We start from the raw sequence: 21,259 nt of genomic DNA, 5'->3' as shown, positions 1-21,259 counted from the left end.
TCATGGCAAACAAGAACTTCGACGCAAACGGCGAGGTTCCTGAGGACGAGGGGTCGGATGCTACGGCATCCGGCCCCGCGTCGCAGGAGAACCCTGATTCCGCTGAGGCTGCCGCTGCCGAGGGCTCTGACGACGACCTCACGGTCGACGACATTCTCGGCGCTGAGCAGACCGGTGAGGCTGCCGCAGAAGATGCGACGCTTTCTGATCACGAGACATCGTTGTTGCACGACCTCAAGCGAGTGCAGGCAGAGTACGCCAACTACCGTCGGCGTACCGAGGCTGATCGTCAGCGAGACAGTGAGCGTGCGAAGGGTGAAGCCGCAAAGGGCCTCATCCCCGTGCTCGATGACCTCGATCGGGCGGCACAGCACGGCGACCTCGTAGACGGAACCCCGTTCTTCGTGATCGCCGAGAAGGTGCGCGCGATCGTCGAGCGTCTCGGTGTCGTCGCTTATGGCGAGAAGGGCGAGCCCTTTGACCCGCAGCATCACGAGGCGATCTTCCAGCAGCCGAGTCCGGATGCCGAAGCACCGACGATCCTCGAGGTCGTCGAGGTGGGCTACCGCCTGGGTGATGTCGAGCTTCGTCCTGCGAAGGTCGTCGTCGCCGTCCCGGCCGAGTAGGCAGGTGATCGATGGCTAGCCAAGATTGGTTCGACAAGGACTTCTACAAGACGCTTGGCGTCTCGAAGGAGGTCACTGCCGCGGACCTGAAGAAGACATATCGCAAGCTTGCGCGCAAGTATCACCCGGACTCCAATCAGGGTGATACCAAGGCTGAGGCGAAGTTCAAGGAGATCAGCGAGGCGTACTCGGTGCTCTCCGATGCGGAGCAGCGCAAGGAGTATGACGAGATCCGGGCGATGGGCTCGGGGGCTCGTTTTACTGCCGGCGGCGCCGGTGCGGGTGGCTTCGAGGACGTGTTCAGTCGATTCGGTCAAGGCGGCGGCCGTGCTCAGAGCCAGAATCCCGACTTCGAGGACATCTTCGCGATGTTCAACCAGGGGCAGGGCGGCGGCTTCGGAAACGGACGCTTCGGCCAGACGAGCGGTGGTTTCCGTGGATTCGGTGGCCCGCAGAAGGGCGCCGATGTCACGGCCCGCACGACGCTGGACTTCTCGACTGCTGTGCAGGGTGAGACGATCACGTTGCAGGGAGAGGACGGCAAGCCGTTCAAGGTGAAGATTCCAGCTGGTGTCGCTGACGGACAGAAGATCCGTCTGCGTGGCCGCGGTCGTCCGTCACCGGATGGTGGGGAGAAAGGCGACATCGTCGTACAGATCAAGGTGCGTCCACACCCGGTCTTCACACGCGATGGCCTGAACCTGCGCATTACGGTGCCGGTGACATTCACCGAGGCGACGCTCGGAGCAACGATCGAGGTGCCGACTCTCGCCGGTGACGTGGTCAAGCTCCGGGTCGCACCGGGAACGCCTTCTGGGCGTGTGTTGCGCGTCAAAGGCCGCGGTGTTGCCACGGCGAAGGGCACGGGCGATCTGCTTGCCGAATTGCAGGTCGCGGTGCCGACGCATCTGGACGATGCAGCGCGTGAAGCGCTACTCGCCTTCCAAGCGGCAGAGCCGAAAGAGAACCCGCGCGCCGAAATGATGGCGAAAGCGCGGGGCTAACAAGTGCAAGCAAGTTTGAGCGGCGGAGGTGATCGCGATGGTTGAAGATGAAGATGCTCCAGTCTTCGCGATTGCCGCTGCCGCCGAACTCGCGGGTATGCACCCGCAGACTCTGCGTCAGTATGACCGCATCGGGCTCGTCGTGCCGGGTCGCACGCGCGGCGGCTCCCGCCGCTACTCGGTGCGTACTATTCAGCAGCTGCGTGAGGTCGCCCGACTATCCGCCGATGGCATGAGTCTTCCTGCGATCGCCCGTCTCCTCGACCTTGAAGACGAAGTGCGGATGCTGCGGCGCCGAGTGCTTGAGCTTGAAGGTGCGCTGCGTTCCGAGCGCGAGAACCGTCCAGGAGTGCGAGTCTTCGCCGCCGGCGCAGGCGGAGTATTTCCGGTGCCGAGCGGGCGTCGCATCCGCCGGTCGACTGATGTCGTGCTGTGGCGGCCGGGTGGGCGTCACGAGGAGTAACCGGGACGCACGTCTGTAGCGCGTTCAGTGTGTATTCTGTCAACTGTTGACAGGAGGTCAGCGTGACGCAGACAGTGAAGCGCGGTGAATCGCTCGGCGCCCAGGTTGCCCGTGTGCTGCGGCAACGCATCGTTCGAGGTGAGCTCAGCCCTGGCGAACGCATTACTGAGGAAGCGCTCGCCGAGGAGTTCTCGGTGAGTCGCGGCCCGATTCGCGATGCGCTCACGCAGTTAAGTTTTGAAAAGCTTGTCGAGGTACAGCGTCCGCGCGGTGTCTACATTGTCGGGCTCACCCAGGACGACGTCGATCAGCTATACAGCCTGCGCGGCGCTCTAGAGCAGTTGGCTCTCTCACGCGCGATGCGGGTGGATGACCCGTCGCGATGGACGGCAATGGCTGCGGCCGTTGGGCGGATGGGGACAGCGGCAGATGCTGGTGATCACGCTGCTTTCGTGGCAGCGGACCTTGAGTTTCACTCGCAGATCTACGCTCTAGCTGACCATCCGCGACTCGCAGGGGCATGGAGTCAGTACCTGCCCACGTTCGCGGCGCTGCTCGAGGTCACAATCAACCATGACGAAGACTTGCACGAGTCATCCGGTGACCACGTCCGGCTCATGGACGTTATGCGTAGCGGTACGCCTGAGAAAGCCGCGGACGTACTTGCCGCCCACCTCGACGGCGCACGGGGTCGCATGCTGAGCGAACTCGCCCAGCGGCGATCCTGACTTTCGTTGTGGGTTAGTCGGCAGTCTCCGCGACGGAACGTTGACTGTTAACAGTCAACACTGCTACGCTCGCCCCGTTGGCAAGGTCCCGAACCTGCACTCAAACCAAACCTGCACTCAAAGAGGAGCGAAGATGTCGAATAAGCGCACGAGCCGCGTGCTGGCCACAGCCGCGGTGTTCACTGCCGCAGCGCTGGTCATGTCCGGATGTACGAAGGTCGAAGAGGGCGGCGACGCCGGATCGAGCTTCCCCGAGAAAGACATCCGGCTGATCATCCAGGCCAATCCCGGGGGCGGCTCTGACCTGTCGTCCCGCGCGCTCGCCACAGAGCTCGAGGGAATCCTCGACGTCAGCGTCATCCCAGAGAACATGCCCGGCGCGGCCGGCGCCCTCGCGATGGAGTACGTCGCCGAGCAGGATCCGGATGGCTACGTCATCGGATTCGGCCCCGTTGAGATCGCCATGCTCAACACCACGCAGGACGCCAACGTGCTGCCGGAGAACTACGACCTGCTGGGGCAGATCATGCTCGCACCGGGCGTCATCACCGTTTCTGCCGCCAGCGACATCGAGACCCTCGAAGACCTGGTCGCACAGTCCAAGACTGCTCCGATCACCGTCGCCAACTCTGGCGCGGGCTCCATCTGGGAGGCGGCCAGCATCGCCCTCGGCAAGGAGACCGGCGGTCAGGTCACACCGGTCCCGTACGACGGTGGAGCACCCGCAGTTGCGGCAGCAGCATCTGGTGAAACGATCGCGGCCGTGTCGGGCCTCGGCGAGGCGCTCTCGCAGGGCGACGCCGTACGCATCCTCGCCGTGATGAACGACGAGCGCCACCCGGATGCTCCGGACGCGCCGACCGCAGAAGAGGCCATCGGCACTGAACTGATCTTCGGTGGCTGGGGCGGCATCTACGCACCTGCTGGCCTGCCGGATGACGTGCACGCCACGCTCGAGGCAGCCATCAAGGAAGCCGTCGATTCGGACAGCTACCAGAAGTTCCAGAAGGATGCTGGAAACCTCGTCGTCTACCGCGACTCTGCCGAGTTCACGAAGTTCGTCGGCGATCAGTTCACTCTGTTCCAGGATCTGCTGGGCTGACACTATTCGCGGAGGCCGGGATGCCCCGGCCTCCGCACTCGTCGAAGGAAGCATATGTCCAACGCAGAGGTCGCAAGTAGCGACGAATACCAGGGGGCGCGTCCCTCGCGGGCGATGGAGATCATCTTCGGTGTTGCCGCGCTCGCGTTCACCTCTGGTTTTCTTGCGCTGTCCACTCAGATTCACCTGCGCCGCGAGGCGGCGCCCGGCCAGATCGATGCGCGCTTCTGGCCGCTCGTTCTCGGCGTCACTGCGTCGTCATCTCGATCATTATCCTCGTCTACGCGATCACGAAGCCCCCGCCCGGCCGCGAGGACGTCGAGGCGATTCAGCCCGGCGGCGTCATGCGCGTGGTCGTGACACTCGTGATTTCGTGCGTCTTCGTTGCACTTTGGTCGCTCGGATCCGTCATCCTGTTCGGCTACCGCATCGAGGTCTTCCCGATCGCGGCTGCGCTACTGATGGCCGCGCTCATGCTCGTCTACGGGCACCGCCGTTGGTTGAGTCTCGTTATCTACACCGCCTCGGTCACGGCGTTCATCTACGTCGTGTTCGGCATGCTCCTGAGGATCCCGCTATGACCCCGTTCCTGGAGGGGCTCGACTCGCTCCTTGACATCTCGATTCTGCTCTACATGCTCGTGGGGCTCCTGCTCGGCTTCATGGTTGGTGCCTTCCCCGGCATCACCGCCACGATGGCGGTCGCGCTCGCCGCCGGATTCACTATGACGCTTGAGCCCGTGCAGGGTCTCGCTGTGCTGCTGACGATCTACGTAGCAGCGAACTTCGGTGACCGCGTGCCATCGATCCTCATCAACACCCCCGGCACGCCAGCATCCATCGCCACGACGCTCGACGGCTATCCGATGGCCAAACAGGGGCGAGCCGGTCTCGCGCTCACGATGTCGGCGATCGTCTCGGCCGTCGGCATCCTGGCCTCTCTGGTGCTTTTCGCTGTTGCGGCCGTGCCGATCGCGAGCTTTGCTCGTGACTACTTCAAGTCTCCGGAACTGTTCGCTCTCGTCATCTTCGGCATCGCGATCATGATCGGTATTTCGTCGAAGTCGATGCTCAAGGGCATCCTCGCCGGGCTCTTCGGTCTCATGCTCGGTACCGTCGGCACGTACGCCGCGACAGCAGACAAGCGCTTCACGTTCGGTTCCCTTGACCTCGTCGAAGGTCTGAACTTCATCGCTGTCATCATTGGGCTTTTCGGTATCGCCGAGCTGTTCGATCAGCTGCTCACCTACCGCAAGAACAACGTGCGGCCCATCTCGAGCCTCGGTCGCTGGTGGCCGAACAAAGCCGAGTTCAAACAGAGTGGTCGTGCCACGGCGGTCGCCGGAGCAGTTGGCCTCGGCGTCGGGCTTATCCCCGCGGCCGGTGGCGACATCGCCGGTCTTATCGGCTGGGACCGCGCGCGCAAGGCATCGAAGCATCCGGAGGAGTTCGGAAAGGGCTCGATCGAGGGCGTCGCGGCATCCGACACGGCATCCAGTGCGACGCTCGGCGGATCGCTGACCACGACTATGGCGCTGGGCATCCCCGGAGACTCTGTCATGGCCGTGATGATCGGCTCGATGATTATCTGGGGGATTACCCCTGGGCCATCTCTTTTCACCGAACGACCGGATCTCGTTGTCTCGATCGTCGGCATCATGCTCGTCGCGACGCTGCTGTCGTTGGGGCTGAGCCTCGTGCGGATGAAGGGCATGGTGAAGCTGCTTGATGTGCCGCAGCCGTATCTATGGACCGGCATCCTGATTTTCTGCATCATCGGCACATACGCAACATCAAACAGCCTCGCGACGGTGGTCACGATGCTCGTGTTCGGCGTCGTCGGTGTACTGCTCAAACGGATGGAAGTTCCTGCAGGACCCGTCGTTCTCGGGCTGCTGCTCGGTCCGCTCGCGGAGGAAAACCTCGCGCGAACTCTCGCAATCCTCCCGACGAAGCCGTTCTTCGAGGTGGTCAGCCCGATCGCAATTGTGCTGCTCGTGCTCGCCGTGCTGTCGATCGTGATGCCGGCGATCCGCTCGGCCCGTAAGCCGCGCGGGGAACGTGCCTCGTTCGCCGATTCAGTACTCGACACCGAGAGCCTCGAGCAGATCTCGAAGGCGCACAACGAACTCGCTGCCGACCCAGACCTGCTCACCTCAACGGTGCGCAACCCTGACCCATCCACGCGGCGTGGCTTGCGCCGAAAGTCGAAGGAGAACAAGAAGTGACCCGTTACGACATCCTCACCGCGATCCCGACCGCGTTCCACCGCGATGGGAGTCTTGACCTCGACGGGTCTCGTGCAATCTTCCGTTTTGTGGGCGAGTCAGGCAACGAGGGCGCGTTCGTGCTCGGCACGACGGGGGAGTTCCCGGCGGTGGATGCTGCGGAGTTCCGCGTTCTCGTCGAGGCCGCACTCGCGGAACTCGCCGACAAGATGCGCGTGGTCGTGCATGTCGGCCAGCCCAGTGCGTTCGAAGCTGTGCGGGTCACACGCATCGCCCGTGACCTCGGTGCGACGGAATTCGCCGCCCTCACTCCGTACTACCTGCGCTCGACCGACGACTCGATCTTCGATTATTACCAGGCAGTGTCGGATGCTGTCGGCGATGGCCGCCTGTACGTCTACATTTACCCGGCGCGCAGTGGCAACCCGGTGTCGCCGGAGCTGTTGGTGCGGCTGTCGGCGCTGCCGAACGTTGTCGGCGCGAAGATCAGCGAGTTGTCGCTCGACGAGATCGCCGCCTACCGCGCTGTGGTTCCTGCTGACTTCGAGCTATACACCGGAGCCGACCGCGACCTGATCGCTGCGGTCGAGGTCGGGGCTCAGGGTGTGGTGTCGGGCGTCTCGTCTGTCACGCCCAAGCCGTTTCGTGCGTTGGCGGATGCCGGACGCTCCGGCGATGCTTCGGCGATCGCCGCGGCGCAGAAGTCCGTTGACGACGTCGTATCGCTTATCGGCGGCGACATGGCTCGCATGAAAGAGGGCTACCGCGTGCTGGGCGTGACTGACACGCACTGCCGGATGGCCATCGCCGAGCCGACTGATGCTGAGCGCGCGGACGTGCGCCGGGTTGTTGAGCAGTACCGCTGAGGTATCGCTGAAGTCGCTTTAGCCTAGAACGCGCTGGGGTGACCGCTCAGACGAAGCGGACCCAGTTCGCACCGTGACCGGTCTCGGACTGCTGGAGTAGTTCGAGATCGTCGTCGTGCACGGCGTAGAGCGAGACGGTCGTGGACATCTCTCCGGCGGCAACAAGGTACGCGCCGTCGGAGCTGATGGCGAATCCGCGCGGCTGGGTCTCGGTTACCGTGAAGCGCTCGGGAGCTGAGACCGATCCGTCGTCGGTCACTGCCACGGCGCCCAGAGTGTTCTCGGTGCGCTCAGTGCACCACAAGCGGCTATCGCCGGCTCCGAAGTGCAGGTCGGCGCCCCAGATGTAGTGGTTCGTGAGTGGGTCAGCGCCGAAAACGCTGTGCCCGAGGCCCTTCGACGTGTCGTATGCGGTGCTGGCATCCTGAAGCTCGAGCGTTCCGGTGTGCGCGTCGCGGCTGAAGTGCAGCACTTCACCGGAGAACTCGGTGAGCACGTACACCGCATCCTGCGCGTTATTCAGCACGAGGTGGCGCGGGCCGCTACCGGCCGGCGCCGCCACGGTTTCGGGCTGCAGCGGTACGAGCCGGCGGTCATCGGTCAGGGCGTATTGTGCGACCAGGTCAGCACCCAGCGACGCGAAGTAGGCGAAGTTGCCATCGGCGCTCGGCAGTACGGAATGCAGGTTTGGAAACTCGATCTTCGACACGGGCTCGCCAACGACGCCGTCCGAGACCTGGCAGCTGATGCCGTAGCCGCCGCTGTATGCGGCACCGAGCAGCCCGGTGCCATCGCTCGTGAGCGCAAGATAGTTCATGCCGCCATCGGGGAGATCGAGACGGGACTTCGGCGTGAGCTGTCCGCTCTCGCGATCAAGTGAGAGAGTCAGGATGCCGGCTGGCGCACCCTTCACTCCGGCGTAGACGAGATCGCGGCTGGCGTCGACGGCGAAGGTCGAGCATCCATCGAGCCCCTCCGTGACGGCCAGGCGCTCAAGCCGCCCGTTGTCGAGGCGGAAGGTGCTGACGGATCCGTCGCCAGCATTGGCGACGAGGACGAGCGGAGAGGTGGTCATCCTTCGATCGTAGGGCGAGTGTGGGAAGTGCGGGTGATAGCATTTGCTATATGAACGCGCAGATGCGACTGGCCGACGAGGTGAGCCGAGAAGCAGCGCGGGCAGATGCTCTGCAGCGTGATTCTCGCGACGTGCTCCTCAGTGCTGTGCACCGCGCCTCGTCCGCAGGGCTGTCTCAGCGCGAGATCGCCCGGATCGTACGCCGAAGCCAGCCTGAAGTGTCTCGGTTACTGCGTCAGAAGCCTCCGGGACCCTTGGCCTTGCGTGTCTCCCATCGGCGGCCGGAGGTGGCGGATGTGCTCACGAAGTACGGCGTGACCGATGCCCGCATCTTCGGGAGCGTCGCGAAACGAACGGAGACATCGGAATCCGACATCGACATGCTCGTCGAGACTCCGGGCGTGCTGAGCCTCGGTACGCTGGCGCGGCTCGAACGCGAATTGTCCGCAGTTCTCGATACCCACGTCGATGTCGTGCCGGTGCGAGACCTGCCCGAATACATGCGTCAGCGTGCGCTTGCCGAGGCGGTGCCGCTGTGAGTCGTACATCGCTCGAACTGCTCGCTGAGGTTGTGGGCTTCAGCGCTGACGGCGGGAGCGCTCAGCGAGCGCATCGACAGCCTGCAGCACATCGTAAGCAGCCCACGTGCGGTTTCGCCTTCCGGAGCCGATCTGCGTGAGGATGCCGTCGTCGACCAAACGGTCGATCGCAAGCAGTGCGTTCGGCGCGGTGACGCCGAGATGTGACACGGCGACCCTTGAACTGAGGGTGGGTTGTTGCACCAGGAAGTCGACGAGTCGTCGTGCCGACGAGCCGCGCCGCGCAGTTAGTCGGGCCTGCCAGGAATCCTGGACGGCTTCTAGGTCATCCATAAGCACACGAGTGGTCGCGACGGCAGTGTGTGCCGCTCGGGAGAAGACATCGACGATGTCAGCGGCGTGTCCGGCTCGGTACCGGGTCAGGGCGTCGAAGTAGCCGGCCGTGTCTTGGAGCAGCCCAGCCGAGACCGGTAGCACCGTCGACTGTGTGAGATCGGCGCGGCGCAACATCGCCTGGAGGATTGCGCGTCCGGTGCGTCCGTTCACCTCGAGAAAAGGGTGGATCGTCTCGTATTGCGCGTGGGCGATGGCGATCTGCGGGAGCGGAGGAAGGTCGCGCCGACGCATGAACGCCACCAGATCTGTCATCAACTCGGGCACGCGAGACTCATGCGGAGGTACGAATGAAGCACGCTGCGGTCCGCGTGATCCACCGCCAATCCAGATCTGCTGACTGCGCCAGCGCCCGCGTCGGTCAGGCCGGGTAGCGGCCATCAGCGTGCGTTGGACATGCACGATGGTGTCTTCGTCGATGGAGCCCGCGCGTGCGAGACTGATTTCGTCTGCCCGCATGTGAGCGACGACCTGCCTGGCATGGGGCTCCAGCGTCTCATCGATCTCCGCCAGGGTGACCGAGAGCGCCGACGCGGTCACCCGTTCGATTGCCGAGCTCGCGGAGCACTCCGCCAACAGGAGCAGCGGTCCGAGCGCGCGGGTCTCGCGTCCGAGTTCCGAGTCCAGCCGGATCAGGTCTGCCGTCGCATCGTGCGCCTGGCTCACAGTGTCTGGATCGAGATGCACTGAGATCTCTGCAATGAGCAGCGGGACCGATGCGCGGTAGGGGCCAGGAGCGGCGAGGTGTGGACTGAACGAGTCGCGGACGTCAGCGGCGGGATGCCACTGCCGCTCTTCGTATGCGACCGCCTTCCAAGGCTCGCCCGTCACTGTCATACGTTCACAATACCCGTCTGGATAAGTAGCTAACCGATAATAAGCGCCTCCTTGAGGTCGACTTCACGACATTCCGAAGGTACAACCGAGCTTGCATTCGATACCGCGTCAAACAGTCGTTCACGGCTTTGACCGCGCACACGAACCGTCCATAGAGTCGCTTCAGCGGCCAAAGTCGGCAAAGCGGAATGAGGAAACGATGAAGTCATACTCCATGTGGATGCTGGAGTACTCGCACTGCCTGGAACATCCCGTGGGGTGCATTTTCTACGGGACGTGGGACGGCTCGACGCGTATGTTCGCCTACTCCTATGTCTACCTCGAGGGGAACGGGCACAAGATCCTCGTCGACGTCGGGCACGACAATCGCGGATCGAACCGTGCATTCAATGATGTGAACAACATCGTCGATTTTCAGGCCCCGGACGTCGTGCTCGCGAAGCTCGGTGTCTCGCCCGAAGAGATCGATACCGTCATCCTCACTCATGCGCACTATGACCATGCGGGAGCGGTTCGCTATTTCCCCAACGCGACCTTCTACCTCCAGCGGATCGAGTTGGAGAGTTCGCGATGGGCGTTGGATAACGCCGACCTGTATGAGTCGATCATCGGCGCCCTCGACCCGCAAGACGTGCGGTTGCTCGAGGACATGGCGGAGCAGGGAAGACTGAAGCTCCTCGACGGTCCTGTGGAGAACTTGTATCCAGGGCTGCACATTCGCACTGCGCTCGACACCCACACGATGGGTGGTCAGTACGTCGTCGTCGAGGATGGCGACGAGAACTGGGTCGTGACCGGCGACGCGCTGTACTCCTACGAGAACGCAGAAGGCATCGGCGGCTCAGGCACTCCGGTGAACATCGGCTTTGGAGGAGGTAGCGGATGGAGGGGCCTCCAGATCATCGACGAGATGTCCCGCACCGCCGGTGACACGGACCGGCTCGTGATCGTCCACGAGTCCGCCACATTCCAAAGACACCCCTCCCGTCAGTACGACGATCGGCTCTCGGTCGCGGAACTTCTCCTCGCACCTGGGGAGCCATCACGAATCACTCCTTCGAGAAAGTAGAAAACCATGTGGAAGAATAAAGCCGTTCTTACGGTATCGGTCGCGTGTGCGGTCGTCCTCGGTCTGTCAGCGTGCAGCGTGCCCGACAGCAGCGGGGCTGGCTCCGAGAATATCGCAGCCAATGACAGCACGCTCCTCGGCATCGTCACCATCAGCGCGACCGACGCAAACAACGCCCGCGTCATCGAGGGAGCAACAGAGGCGGCTGAAGCTGCCGGCTGGACAGTGGAAGTCGTCGACGCTGCGGGCAACGCAGATCAGGCGAACACGGCGATCCAGAACTTCGTCAATAAAGACGCGGGGATGATCTTCAACCTTGTGTTCCCGGCGAGTTCACTGGGGGCAGGGCTGAACGCCGCTGCGCAGGCGAATGTGCCGGTCGCAACCTGGGGTGGAGGTGCGGGTAAGGGAATTGTGGTCGTGGCAGGCGACGGCGCGCCATTCGCCGAGCCCGCGACGAACGCGATGATCGATGCGATCGGAGGTGACGGCGAAGTGCTCGCGCTCACCTACCGCACCGGGCAGGTGTGCCGTGATCGTGAGGTGCTGTTCGACGAGATGATGGCTGAGCAGGCTCCTGACGTCAACGTCACGAAGAACGAGGTCAATATCCCTGGGTTCCTGCAGGATGGTGCGCGCTACGCGACCGCGTGGTTGGCGGCGCATCCGGAGGGCAGCGGGAACCTCGCTGTGTGGGGATGCTGGGAGGACCCAACTCTCGGCGCGATCTCGGCGATCAAACAGCAGGGGCGGACCGACATCCTCACCTATGGGATCAACGGGTCCAGTACGGCGATCCAGGCCGTGCAGGACGGTACGCTCACTGCCACAGTGTTTGAGGATGCGCGGGCCGAAGGGCGCACGATGTTCGAAGAGACTGCGGCGGCAATCGAATCCGGTGATTTCAGCTCTCGCACCGTCGATGTTCCTGGCATCCTCGTTTCGGCCGACAACATCGACGATTTCCTCGCCGAGCACCCGGAAGCGCTCGACTAGTGCCGTCGACAGTCGGAGTTCAGTCCGAGGTGACGAGAGCGGAGGCGGAGGAGCGGCCGCTGATCTCGATCAAAGAGGTGAGCAAATCGTTCGGTGGAGTTCACGCTCTCCGTGACGTGGCTTTCAGCATCCGGGCGGGCGTGGTGCACGGGCTTGTCGGGGCGAACGGCGCGGGCAAGTCGACGTTGATCAAGTGCCTTGCGGGCATCGAGCATCCCGACTCCGGCAAGATCATCGTCGATGGGGTCGCTGTGCAGATCGCTGCGCCGAGTGATGCTTCCGCGTTGGGCCTCGCGTTCATCCACCAGGAGATGAGCCTGATTCCCGGGTGGAGCGTGCTGCGGAACATGCTTCTCGGGCAAGATCCTCCCACGCGCCTTGGCCTCATCGATTGGCGTCCCGCACGGGTTCGCGCTCGCGCTGTCGCCGAACGGCTCGGCATGAAGTTCGGACTGAACATCTCTGTCGACGATCTCGGCCCGGCAGATCAGTGGTTGGTGCTCATCGGCAGAGCTCTCATGCGCGATGCGCGAATGATCGCGATGGACGAGCCGACGGCCTCCCTGTCCTCGGAAGAGGCCGGACGACTTCACACCATCATCCGGGAACTCGCAGCCTCTGGCACTGCCGTGATCTTCGTCTCGCATCGACTCGACGAGGTCAGTGCATTGTGTGAGGACGTCACGGTCTTCAAAGACGGGCAGGTAGTGGATCGGCGCGTGGGGGAGTCAGTGCCGAAGGCTGAGTTGGTGAGAGCGATCGTGGGCAGAGACCTCGAGATCGCCGAACACGGTCAGGAGCCGGCTGAGCATGGATCTCCCATCCTTGTCGTGAACGATGCGCGTGATGGGAGTCGAGTCCATGGCGTCTCATTGGTCGTCCACTCCGGTGAGGTGCTCGGCATCGGTGGTCTCGTCGGCGCAGGGCGGACCGAACTGGCCGGCCTGATCTACGGAGCGCGTCCGCGTCTTGGCGGCAGCGTTGTCCTGGATGGCAAGGAGGTCCGCTTCAAGGAACCGGCAGATGCTGTCCGTGCGGGCATTGGTCTTGTTCCGGAAGAACGACGCAGTGAAAGTCTCTTCCTGGAGCGATCCATCGACTTCAACATCAACGTGTCCAGCCTGGGCAGTTTACGACATTCACGCTTCTGGCCGTTTCTCAGAATGCGTGAAAGTCGTCGTCGAGCCCGGCGGCTTGCAGATGCTGTGACGGTCAAGGCCAGGGACGTCGCAGATCCGGTGGGGTCTCTATCCGGGGGAAACCAGCAGAAGGTCGCTATCGCGCGCTGGCTGGTGGAGCGTCCGCGACTGCTCATCCTTGATGAGCCCTCGCGTGGTGTCGATGTCGGTGCCCGAGCCGAGGTGCATCGCGTGGTCAGAGAACTGGCTTCCCAGGGCACCGGTGTCCTGGCGATCTCATCGGACAGCGAGGAGCTCGTTGGATTGTGCGACCGCGTCATCGTGATGGCTGAAGGTCGTGTGACTGGAGAACTTGTCGGCCGTGAGATCACGGAAGACCGAATTCTGTCGCTCAGTTTCGAGCACGGGGACGAAAGGAAGACCAATGACGATGTCCGTTGCGCCTGAGGCCGTGATCCGGCCCCGAAGCAGAGCGGGTGGCACGGCCCTTCTGATCGTCTCTAAGTATGGGACGCTGATCGCGATGGCGATCATGCTCGTGATCTTCGCCATCACAGTTCCCAACGGCGCTTTCTTCACCGCCAATAACCTGTTGAGCATCGTCAATCAGTCCTCTCTCACGGCCATCATTGCGTGCGGGTTGACGATGGTGCTCGTGGTAGGCGAGTTCGATCTCAGCATCGGCTACATGGCGAGCCTTGCGGGTGTCCTCGTCACGGGCTTCATCGCAAACCAGGGCCTGCCGATTCTGCTCGCCGTCGTTGTCACGCTCATCATCGGTGGCGGCATCGGTGCGGCGAACGGGATTCTGGTTACCAAAGCGCGAGTGAACGCCGTCGTCGCAACGCTGGGCGTCGGCACGATCCTCACCGGCCTCGCATTCGGGTACACCGCAGGATCTCCTATCACCCAGCTACCCGAAGAGTTCACTTGGATAACGCTCGCTCGCTTCATGGGCGTGCAGAATCCGATCTGGTTCATGCTGATCGTGGTTGCGGTTCTGTGGCTCGTGCTGAACAGGACGGCGATGGGCCAGCGGATCCAGGCGGTTGGCGCCAACCCGAAAGCCGCGCGTCTTGCCGGTATCCGGGTCGACCGGGCGAAGATCACGGCGTTCGTGATCGCTGGAGCGTGTGCGGCTCTCACCGGGGTGCTGCTGGCTTCGATACTGGGCAGCGGCACGGTTAGCGCGGCCGACGGGTATCTGATGGACTCTTTCGCCGCCGTGTTCCTCGGCTCCGCGACTCTCCGCGACGGTGAGTTCCACATTCTTGGCACACTCGTCGGGGTGCTCGTCGTGAGCGTGGGATTCAACGGTCTCGCGCTGCTCGGCACGCCGACCTTTTGGCAGTACATCTTCAAGGGCGGCATCCTGGTGCTCGCTGTCGCACTTTCGACGATCGCGCGAAGATACGCCCGAAGATAGAACCCTCGCGTGCCCACCGCATCATCGTGGGCGCCCCGGCGAGCACATGCTGAAATCGGTTACAGTGAAATCCACCATGACCACGATCTATGACGTCGCATCGCTCGCGCAGGTCTCGCCGGCGACGGTGTCGCGCGTCTTCAACGGCACGAGCGTCTCCGCGGGGAAGGTAGCGGCGGTGCGAGCTGCCGCGGAACAGTTGAAGTTCGTCCCCAACCGTACGGCCCGCACGTTGCGGCGGCAGAGCTCTGAGGTCATCGGACTGATCATCCCTGATATCGAGAACCCGTACTTCACAGAGATGGCGCGCGGGGTCGAGGATGTCGCATCCGAGGCCGGCTACTCAGTCGTGCTCTGCAACTCCGATTCGGTGCTGGCGAAAGAATCGACGTATCTCGACATCGCCATGGCCGAGCACATGTCGGGAGTGATCATCGCGACGGCATCCGCGGAATCGAAGCTCGACGGCATCCTCGCCACAGGCCGTCCGGTCGTCGCCGTCGACCGAGCCACAGCGTATGACATCGACGGCGTAATCATGGCGAACCGTGCGGCGGGATTGAGCGCGACCCAAGATCTGATCGCTGCCGGCTATCGCCGCATCGCCTACATCGGCGGCCCCGAGCACATCGACACCGCAGCCGAACGTGCGACCGGATGGCGTGAGGCGCTGGCCAAGGCCGACCGCGGGGTTGACCCTGAACTGCTCCGCTTCGCCACCTTCCGTGTCGACGGCGGGCGTGCGGCGATGGAAGAACTCCTCGCGCTGCCGGAACCCCCCGACGCCGTTGTCGCCGGCAATAACCTCATCGGGGTCGGCGCTATCCAGGTGCTCACCGAGCACGGACTCACCCCGCCGAAATTCGGCGTCGCAGTGATCGGCTCGCTGCCATTCACGACGCTCTCGCCCACCGCGGTCACAGTGGTGCGCCTACCCGCGCGCCACATGGGTGTCACCGCCGCGCGGATGCTGCTCGAACGCATTCGGGGAGCTCGGCAGCCCGCCCGTACAGTCGTGCTGCGCAACGAAGTGCAAGCGGCCAGCGCCCAGCGGTGAGTTAGCGCGAGCCCCAGAAGCGCGTAGCCAGCGTCGCGACCTCTTTGTCGAGAGTTTCGATCTTGTGCTCGACCGTGTCGAAGCGGGCGTTCAACTCCCCGCGCAGCCCGCCGACCTCCGCACGTATCACGCGGGTCATCATGGTTGTCGTCAAGGTCATGCCGCCAAGCATGGTCGCCGTGAACACGCCGATGAGCGTCCAGATCTGCGGATCGTTCATCTCCATACCTCCATCCTGTCCTCTTGCCAGGAGTTTGTCACTAGTGAGCGCCCCGACATGAGCGTGAGCGCGCGATCTGTGGAGAACCAGCCTGGACATGAAATTGTGCAGGAGGAGTGGCGCTTCTCGGTATCGCGCTTGCGGCATGAAATCGATTTCGCGTAGGGTCGTGAGTGAGCCGCGATCGCGCACGTCATGTGCTGCACCCTCGGAGTCCCACCAGCAATGGAGAACAGCATGACCTACACCCTGCCCACCTCGGCATCCCGTCCGACCACAGCGCCGAAGACCGCGTACCTGATCACCTCCGGTGACTTGCGCGAAGCGGCGAACATCGGCGGCTGGCCGACCCAGGTCGCGCTCGAAGCCGGTGTCACCGGTGTCTTCGAAGAGCTCGGCTGGAGCGTCATCCGCGCCTTCGACGTCGATCCGGCAACCGGCCACGGCTTCATCTCCAGCCAGCGCATGGGCATGGAAGTCTTCAAGAACATCCCCACGGATGCCCCACTGATTGTCGCAATCGCGAACTGGCAGTACTCGCACCACGTGCTCGCAGGTCTGCGCACCCACGAGGGCCCGATCCTCACGACCGCAAACTTCGCGCCGGACTGGCCCGGCCTGGTCGGCCTGCTCGGCCTGAACGCCGGCCTCACCAAGATGGACAAGCCGTACTCGTCAACCTGGTCAGTCGACTTCTCCGACGAATGGTTCAAGGCGACCATCAAGGAATGGATCGAGACCGGCACTATCACCCACGACTCCTCCCACGTGCGTGCGCTGCCTGAGCTCCCGGACAGCCCGGAGAAGCAGCTCGGCGAGGCACTCGCCGCCCAGCTTCGTGATGAGAAGGCGATCATGGGCGTCTTCGACGAGGGCTGCATGGGCATGTACAACGCCATCTTCGACGATGAGCTGCTCAACCAGACCGGCATCTATAAGGAGCGCCTGTCGCAGTCGGCTCTGTATGCGAGATGCTCGAGGTAAAGGACGACGAGGCTGACGCGGCCTTTGACTGGCTCGTCGAGCACGGCATGACGTTCCACTTCGGTGAGGACGGCACCACCGAGCTCACCCGCGAGCAGGTGCAGTGGCAGATGAAGATGTACATCGCCGCCCTGCGCATCTCCGACGATTTCGGTCTGGATGCCGTCGGCATCCAGTACCAGCAGGGGCTGAAGGACCTCGTTCCGGCATCCGACCTTGCCGAGGGCATCCTGAACTCCACCGAGCGCCCGCCGGTGACCTCGCGCGACGGTTCGCGCGTGCTGCACGAGGGCCGCGCGTTCCCGCACTTCAACGAGGCCGACGAGGGCGTCGCAGTCGACGCGCTGGTCACCGACCGCGTCTGGCGCGCGATGGGTCTTGTGCCCGACAACACCCTGCACGACGTGCGCTGGGGTGAAGACTACGACGGTCAGTTCGTCTGGGCCTACGAGATCTCCGGCTCGGTGCCGGCCTCGCACCTCGGCGGCTGGGACAAGGCCGAAGGCTGGCGCCAGGGTCACGTGTTCTTCCCCGCAGGCGGCGCGACGCTCAACGGCGTCTCCAAGCCCGGCGAGATCGTGCTTTCGCGCGTGTTCATCGCCGACGGCATCCTGCAGGCTGACATCTTCCGGGCATCCGTCGTCGAGCTTCCGGCCGAGGAAACCCAGCGCCGCAAGGATGCCACGAACCCCGAGTGGCCGATCGCCCACGTCGTGCTCCACGGTGTCTCTCGCGACCAGTTCATGGCACGCCACAAGGCGAACCACGCACAGCTCGTCTACGCGCCGGATGCCGAGACCGCCGACAAGGCGCTCGTGGCGAAGGCTGCGATGTTCGCCGGCATGGGCATCAAGGTGCACCTCGTCGGCGACGTGAGTATCTGAGGCGCCCGCGCCCCGTCGAGAAACCACTTCCCGCACTGGATATCTTCTTCTGCGTGAGACACTAACCACGGCGTGGTGTCTCACGCAGAAAGCACCGCCTCGCGCTGGAAGTGGTTTCTCACGCACGGTGAAGTTCAACGGAACCGGGTAGTCTTGCGCCGATGAGGATGACGCGTCGCGAGTTGCTGATCGGCGCCGGAGCTGGCGCCCTCGGCGTGCTTCTTGTGTCCTGCACACCCGAGCCGAAGCCCACTCCGACTCCGACCCGTTCGCCGTTTCCTCTCCCCACGAGCAATGTGCCGTTGCCCGCCGCGAGCATGCGCAGCACCTGGGCGGCGGACCCGTTCTCGCAGGGGGCGGTGAGCTACACCCGTTTCGGTGTGCAGCAGGCGACCCGCGAGACGCTGGCCGAACCTATCGAGGGCCGGTTGTTCTTCGCCGGCGAAGCGATCGATGTCGACAACCCCGGCACGATGCGCGGTGCAATTCGCTCGGGAGAAAGTGCGGCCATGCGCGTGCGTACGGCCGCGGTGAGCGGTGAGCGGATCGCCGTGATCGGTGCGGGGCTTGCCGGCGCGACGGTGGCAGCGAAGCTCGCGGGCGCCGACGTCGAAGTGACTGTCTTTGAGGCGCGAGATCGGATCGGGGGGCGCGTGCACTCGCAGCTCGACGATTCCTGGCCGATGCCAGTTCAGCTCGGCTCCTGGCTGCTCGGCGCGCGTGCGGCGGAGGCTGACGGGACGGTCGTTGATGACGCCGTGATTTACGGAGCGGATGCCGACGCCACGGTTTTGCACAAGCCGTAGAACTGGCATCCGCACATTGGCGTTCTCCAGACGGCGATATCGAGCCAGCCAGCAACGTCACGCTCGAGGCCGCCATCACCGCCGCACAGGCACTGCCCGCAGATATCGCGCTCACCGAGGCGCTCACCGACACCGGTGCGGACCCCGAGGAACCCGCGCTCGCGGCATTGCTGGCGTACCTTGCGACCACCTCTGGTGCGGATGCCGACAACACCTCTTCCTGGTTCCCACCACACCTGCCTGCCGAGACCACGCGAGGTGTCCTCGGCGATCTGACGCCCTTCGTCAAGGAGCTGCTGGGAGACGCCGAACTCAGCCTGTCGTCACCGGTGACGCGCGTCGCCTACGACGATTCGGGAGTCAGCCTGCGCCTCAGCACGGGCGAGTCAACCTCGTTCGATCGCGTCGTGATCACCGTGCCGCTCGGCGTGCTGCAGCACGAGGGCATTGACTTCAATCCACCGCTTCCCTTCGCTTACCGCGGCGCGATCAATGCGCTCGGCATGGGCCACATCGAGACGATCTGGCTGCGTTACGACGATGCGCCGTTCTGGGACACCGAGGCGACGATCTGGCACGTCGTCGGTGGCGACTCCGTGGTGCGCACCTGGATCAACCTGCTCCCCGTCACCGGTGAGAACGTGCTGGTGGGGATCGTCGCGGCGACGCCGCCGAGAAGTTCGCCGCCCTCGAAGAGAACGATGCCTTGGCGGCGGCACTCACATCGCTTGAATCGTTCTTGCCTTCCGCCGCGACGGGCTGACCCGGCTGATCACAGCGAGCACGGTTGCGACAAGCGCGAAGATCGCCAACGCGATGGCGCTCGTCGCGAGGAACTCTCCGATTCCACTCACCTGCCTGAGGTCAAGGAAGTAGTACGGGTACCAGCCGATGAGCGGCCCGCGCCACATCGTCACCAGGCCCCAGACCAGAGGGAACGCCAAAGAGCCCGGGATGATCCACCATGGCACCGAGTGGTGCCCTGGTGTGAGAGTCCAGGCGATGGCAGTGAGCGCTGGCAGCCAGAAGTGCAGAAGCTGATCTGACCATGGCACATCGACGCGGATGCCGCGTAGTCCTGCCTGCCAGACGATCAGTGCGAACGCGAGCCCTGCCGTAGTGGTCCACGTCAGCACGAGCGAGAGGGCGATGCTGAACCAGCGCGGATCATCATCGCGCCGAAACGCCAGGATGCCGCCGATGATGAGCAAGACAACGAGCGCGCAGTTCGATTCCACCGTGAGGTAGGCAAAGAAATTTCGACCGGCGATCGTCTGGGAGCTGAGGCCCCAGAAAAGTCGGTGGATAAGTGCGGCCAGGCACACTGCTGCCGTGACCAAACGAAGCACGCCAAACGTGTTTCGTGTCCTCACCGTTCCACTGACTCCTCTCCGACGCGGCTAACGCGTCACCCGGCGAGTCTACGGACTGGTAAAGCTTCGAGCCGCGACGAACGCCCGATAGTCGGCGAGTGAGACGGCCGCGTACGACAAGCTCCATTCCAACAGTGCGTCGGCGACCGCACGGCCGTTGCCGATGTATCCGGCGACGACGCTCGCTGATACCGATTGGCTGTGTGCGCGTGCCAGTGTTCCCGCACACGCCTGGGCATAGGTGACGAATGGGCCGTCATCGAGCGCCTCGACCTCGATCCCGCCCTTCATATCGTGGAATTGGCGAATGTAGAGGTCTGCGTTCGAGCTTTGCGCATGGCCGAGGAACGGGTCAGAGAGCGCTTGCAAAATGCGCTGCATCGCGACGACTCTGGCGCCCTCGCCGGACTCCGCGATCATCACCGTCAACGTCTCCGGCTGGGTGATGCGCCCGTACTGCGCCAACACGCTCTCTGATGCCTGCTTCGCCTGCATCAGCAGGGTGTTGTCTTCGCCGTCTTGAAGCAGCACGAGGTCACAGCGTGTGCCGACGCTGCCGACTCCGACGACCCTGCGCGCGACATCCGCCACAGCGAAGTGCTCGAACAGGAGCGCGATATCGCTGCTCGCGCTCCGGCGATACTCATCCACGACGGCGTCGACCAGCAGCCGGATGTCCGGGTCCAGCTCGGTGGTGGTCGGCGGCTGATGAACGAACCGACGCTTGCCCGCGGCATCCGTCTCCGTGATCCGCTGCACCGCGCGCTCGCCGGTGCGACGCGTCGCCTGCTTCACGGCCTTGCGGATCGCCCGAAGCGCAGCGCGATCGAGCATCGTCTTGGTCGCTTCAACATTGAAATGCGTGAAGTAGCGCTCGGTCGGGCTGAGCGTCGTGTTGTTGCGGATGCTGCGGGCGTAGGCCCGCACCCCAGCGCGAACGGCGCGCTCGACCACGGCATCCTCTCGGTTCGTGGCCTGCCCAGCGACGACGATGCTGCCGACAAGGCGCTTCACATCCCACTCCCATGGCGCCCACGCGGCCTCATCGAAGTCATTGAGATCGAACATGAGGTTGCGCTGCGCTGAGGCGTAGAACCCGAAGTTCGACACGTGCGCGTCGCCGCAGGAGGCGACCATGATGCCCGAGTGCGGGGCATCTGCGAAGTCAGCAGCCATCAGCGCCGCCGTTCCTCGATAGAACGCGAACGGGCTCGCCGACATGCGTTCGGCGCGCAGCGCGACGAGATCGCTCAGGCGGATCGCGTCCTGTTCGGCGAGTATCGCGAGGGGATTGCGGGCGGTGCGTGCCAGTTTCGCCAGGTCGCTTCTGGGCGTATGTTGGCGGGCGTTCTTGCCTTGCTCAAGCAAATCGGCGCGAGACGGCGGGCGCAACCATTCGGTGCTCATGACTCATCTTGGCACCGCGGACGACTCGCCGCGTGCGA

At 63.8% G+C, this 21,259-nt stretch carries 23 protein-coding genes and 1 pseudogene; 19 read left to right on the top strand and 5 right to left on the bottom strand.

What is annotated here, in order from left to right; genetic code table 11:
• The first annotated feature begins 2 nt into the window (after positions 1 to 2).
• The 9 genes from DC31_RS02765 (at position 3) to DC31_RS02730 (ending at position 7,016) form a co-directional block, all read left to right on the top strand.
• Positions 3 to 626 (top strand): nucleotide exchange factor GrpE, encoded by a 624-nt coding sequence (locus tag DC31_RS02765; protein WP_036276664.1) that lies wholly within the window; start codon positions 3 to 5, stop codon positions 624 to 626.
• Between the two features lie 11 nt (positions 627 to 637).
• On the top strand, positions 638 to 1,630 hold the full coding sequence (locus DC31_RS02760; protein WP_036276661.1) for a DnaJ C-terminal domain-containing protein: 993 nt from the start codon (positions 638 to 640) through the stop codon (positions 1,628 to 1,630).
• A gap of 37 nt (positions 1,631 to 1,667) precedes the next feature.
• Positions 1,668 to 2,093 carry a heat shock protein transcriptional repressor HspR gene (locus tag DC31_RS02755; protein ID WP_036276927.1) on the top strand — a complete coding sequence of 142 codons (426 nt, stop codon included), beginning with the start codon at positions 1,668 to 1,670 and terminating at the stop codon, positions 2,091 to 2,093.
• A 62-nt stretch (positions 2,094 to 2,155) separates the two neighbouring features.
• On the top strand, positions 2,156 to 2,821 hold the full coding sequence (locus DC31_RS02750) for a GntR family transcriptional regulator (protein ID WP_036276658.1): 666 nt from the start codon (positions 2,156 to 2,158) through the stop codon (positions 2,819 to 2,821).
• 133 nt (positions 2,822 to 2,954) lie between these two features.
• On the top strand, positions 2,955 to 3,923 hold the full coding sequence (locus DC31_RS02745; protein WP_036276655.1) for a tripartite tricarboxylate transporter substrate binding protein: 969 nt from the start codon (positions 2,955 to 2,957) through the stop codon (positions 3,921 to 3,923).
• A 54-nt stretch (positions 3,924 to 3,977) separates the two neighbouring features.
• Positions 3,978 to 4,283, top strand: coding sequence for a hypothetical protein (locus tag DC31_RS19040; protein WP_235201284.1), 306 nt, complete (start codon positions 3,978 to 3,980; stop codon positions 4,281 to 4,283).
• Positions 4,184 to 4,504: a tripartite tricarboxylate transporter TctB family protein gene (locus DC31_RS19035; RefSeq protein ID WP_327036796.1), complete on the top strand. Its 321-nt coding sequence runs from the start codon at positions 4,184 to 4,186 to the stop codon at positions 4,502 to 4,504. Before DC31_RS19040 ends, DC31_RS19035 begins: the two co-directional genes overlap by 100 nt.
• Positions 4,501 to 6,150: a tripartite tricarboxylate transporter permease gene (locus DC31_RS02735; protein ID WP_036276652.1), complete on the top strand. Its 1,650-nt coding sequence runs from the start codon at positions 4,501 to 4,503 to the stop codon at positions 6,148 to 6,150. Before DC31_RS19035 ends, DC31_RS02735 begins: the two co-directional genes overlap by 4 nt.
• Positions 6,147 to 7,016 (top strand): dihydrodipicolinate synthase family protein, encoded by an 870-nt coding sequence (locus tag DC31_RS02730; RefSeq protein WP_036276649.1) that lies wholly within the window; start codon positions 6,147 to 6,149, stop codon positions 7,014 to 7,016. The genes DC31_RS02735 and DC31_RS02730 overlap by 4 nt, the downstream gene beginning before the upstream one ends.
• A gap of 46 nt (positions 7,017 to 7,062) precedes the next feature.
• On the opposite strand, the gene DC31_RS02725 is transcribed toward DC31_RS02730, so the two are convergent.
• Positions 7,063 to 8,091 (bottom strand): lactonase family protein, encoded by a 1,029-nt coding sequence (locus tag DC31_RS02725; protein ID WP_036276646.1) that lies wholly within the window; start codon positions 8,089 to 8,091, stop codon positions 7,063 to 7,065.
• 50 nt (positions 8,092 to 8,141) lie between these two features.
• On the opposite strand from DC31_RS02725, the gene DC31_RS02720 reads away from it, so the two are divergent.
• A complete protein-coding gene (locus DC31_RS02720; RefSeq protein WP_051606343.1) occupies positions 8,142 to 8,630 on the top strand; it encodes a nucleotidyltransferase family protein in 489 nt (162 codons plus the stop codon).
• A gap of 39 nt (positions 8,631 to 8,669) precedes the next feature.
• Here DC31_RS02720 and DC31_RS02715 read toward each other — a convergent pair whose 3' ends face one another.
• Positions 8,670 to 9,860: a Fic family protein gene (locus DC31_RS02715; protein ID WP_036276643.1), complete on the bottom strand. Its 1,191-nt coding sequence runs from the start codon at positions 9,858 to 9,860 to the stop codon at positions 8,670 to 8,672.
• A 199-nt stretch (positions 9,861 to 10,059) separates the two neighbouring features.
• Here DC31_RS02715 and DC31_RS02710 point away from each other — a divergent pair, with 199 nt between their 5' ends.
• From DC31_RS02710 to DC31_RS02690, 5 genes are all read left to right on the top strand, one after another.
• A complete protein-coding gene (locus DC31_RS02710) occupies positions 10,060 to 10,929 on the top strand; it encodes an MBL fold metallo-hydrolase (protein WP_036276641.1) in 870 nt (289 codons plus the stop codon).
• A 6-nt stretch (positions 10,930 to 10,935) separates the two neighbouring features.
• Positions 10,936 to 11,925, top strand: coding sequence for a sugar ABC transporter substrate-binding protein (locus tag DC31_RS02705; protein WP_036276638.1), 990 nt, complete (start codon positions 10,936 to 10,938; stop codon positions 11,923 to 11,925).
• Between the two features lie 29 nt (positions 11,926 to 11,954).
• Positions 11,955 to 13,511 carry a sugar ABC transporter ATP-binding protein gene (locus DC31_RS02700; protein ID WP_036276922.1) on the top strand — a complete coding sequence of 519 codons (1,557 nt, stop codon included), beginning with the start codon at positions 11,955 to 11,957 and terminating at the stop codon, positions 13,509 to 13,511.
• Positions 13,489 to 14,490, top strand: a complete 1,002-nt coding sequence (locus DC31_RS02695) for an ABC transporter permease (protein ID WP_200872856.1) — start codon at positions 13,489 to 13,491, stop codon at positions 14,488 to 14,490. Before DC31_RS02700 ends, DC31_RS02695 begins: the two co-directional genes overlap by 23 nt.
• 76 nt (positions 14,491 to 14,566) lie before the next feature.
• Positions 14,567 to 15,547, top strand: a complete 981-nt coding sequence (locus DC31_RS02690; protein ID WP_036276636.1) for a LacI family DNA-binding transcriptional regulator — start codon at positions 14,567 to 14,569, stop codon at positions 15,545 to 15,547.
• A 1-nt stretch (position 15,548) separates the two neighbouring features.
• Here DC31_RS02690 and DC31_RS02685 read toward each other — a convergent pair whose 3' ends face one another.
• Positions 15,549 to 15,767: a hypothetical protein gene (locus DC31_RS02685; RefSeq protein ID WP_235201283.1), complete on the bottom strand. Its 219-nt coding sequence runs from the start codon at positions 15,765 to 15,767 to the stop codon at positions 15,549 to 15,551.
• Between the two features lie 237 nt (positions 15,768 to 16,004).
• Between DC31_RS02685 and DC31_RS19030 the strand changes: the two genes are divergently transcribed.
• The 4 genes and pseudogenes from DC31_RS19030 to DC31_RS19020 all read left to right on the top strand — a co-directional run.
• On the top strand, positions 16,005 to 16,751 hold the full coding sequence (locus tag DC31_RS19030) for a hypothetical protein (RefSeq protein WP_235201282.1): 747 nt from the start codon (positions 16,005 to 16,007) through the stop codon (positions 16,749 to 16,751).
• Positions 16,739 to 17,635 carry a hypothetical protein gene (locus tag DC31_RS19025; RefSeq protein ID WP_235201281.1) on the top strand — a complete coding sequence of 299 codons (897 nt, stop codon included), beginning with the start codon at positions 16,739 to 16,741 and terminating at the stop codon, positions 17,633 to 17,635. Before DC31_RS19030 ends, DC31_RS19025 begins: the two co-directional genes overlap by 13 nt.
• A gap of 161 nt (positions 17,636 to 17,796) precedes the next feature.
• Positions 17,797 to 18,441, top strand: a complete 645-nt coding sequence (locus DC31_RS02675; RefSeq protein ID WP_081813691.1) for an FAD-dependent oxidoreductase — start codon at positions 17,797 to 17,799, stop codon at positions 18,439 to 18,441.
• Between the two features lie 329 nt (positions 18,442 to 18,770).
• A pseudogene (locus DC31_RS19020) lies at positions 18,771 to 18,947 on the top strand (FAD-dependent oxidoreductase); the annotation flags it as partial.
• 213 nt (positions 18,948 to 19,160) lie between these two features.
• On the opposite strand, the gene DC31_RS18000 reads toward DC31_RS19020, so the two are convergent.
• Positions 19,161 to 19,814 carry a Pr6Pr family membrane protein gene (locus DC31_RS18000; protein ID WP_152545315.1) on the bottom strand — a complete coding sequence of 218 codons (654 nt, stop codon included), beginning with the start codon at positions 19,812 to 19,814 and terminating at the stop codon, positions 19,161 to 19,163.
• A gap of 48 nt (positions 19,815 to 19,862) precedes the next feature.
• The gene (locus DC31_RS02660; protein WP_051606339.1) at positions 19,863 to 21,221 is read right to left on the bottom strand and encodes a DUF2252 domain-containing protein; all 1,359 of its coding nucleotides are present in this window, start codon (positions 21,219 to 21,221) and stop codon (positions 19,863 to 19,865) included.
• Positions 21,222 to 21,259: the final 38 nt, after the last annotated feature.

The organism is Microbacterium sp. CH12i (genome assembly GCF_000685355.1).
Lineage (GTDB): Bacteria > Actinomycetota > Actinomycetes > Actinomycetales > Microbacteriaceae > Microbacterium.
This window is presented reverse-complemented; position numbering and strand designations above follow the sequence as displayed.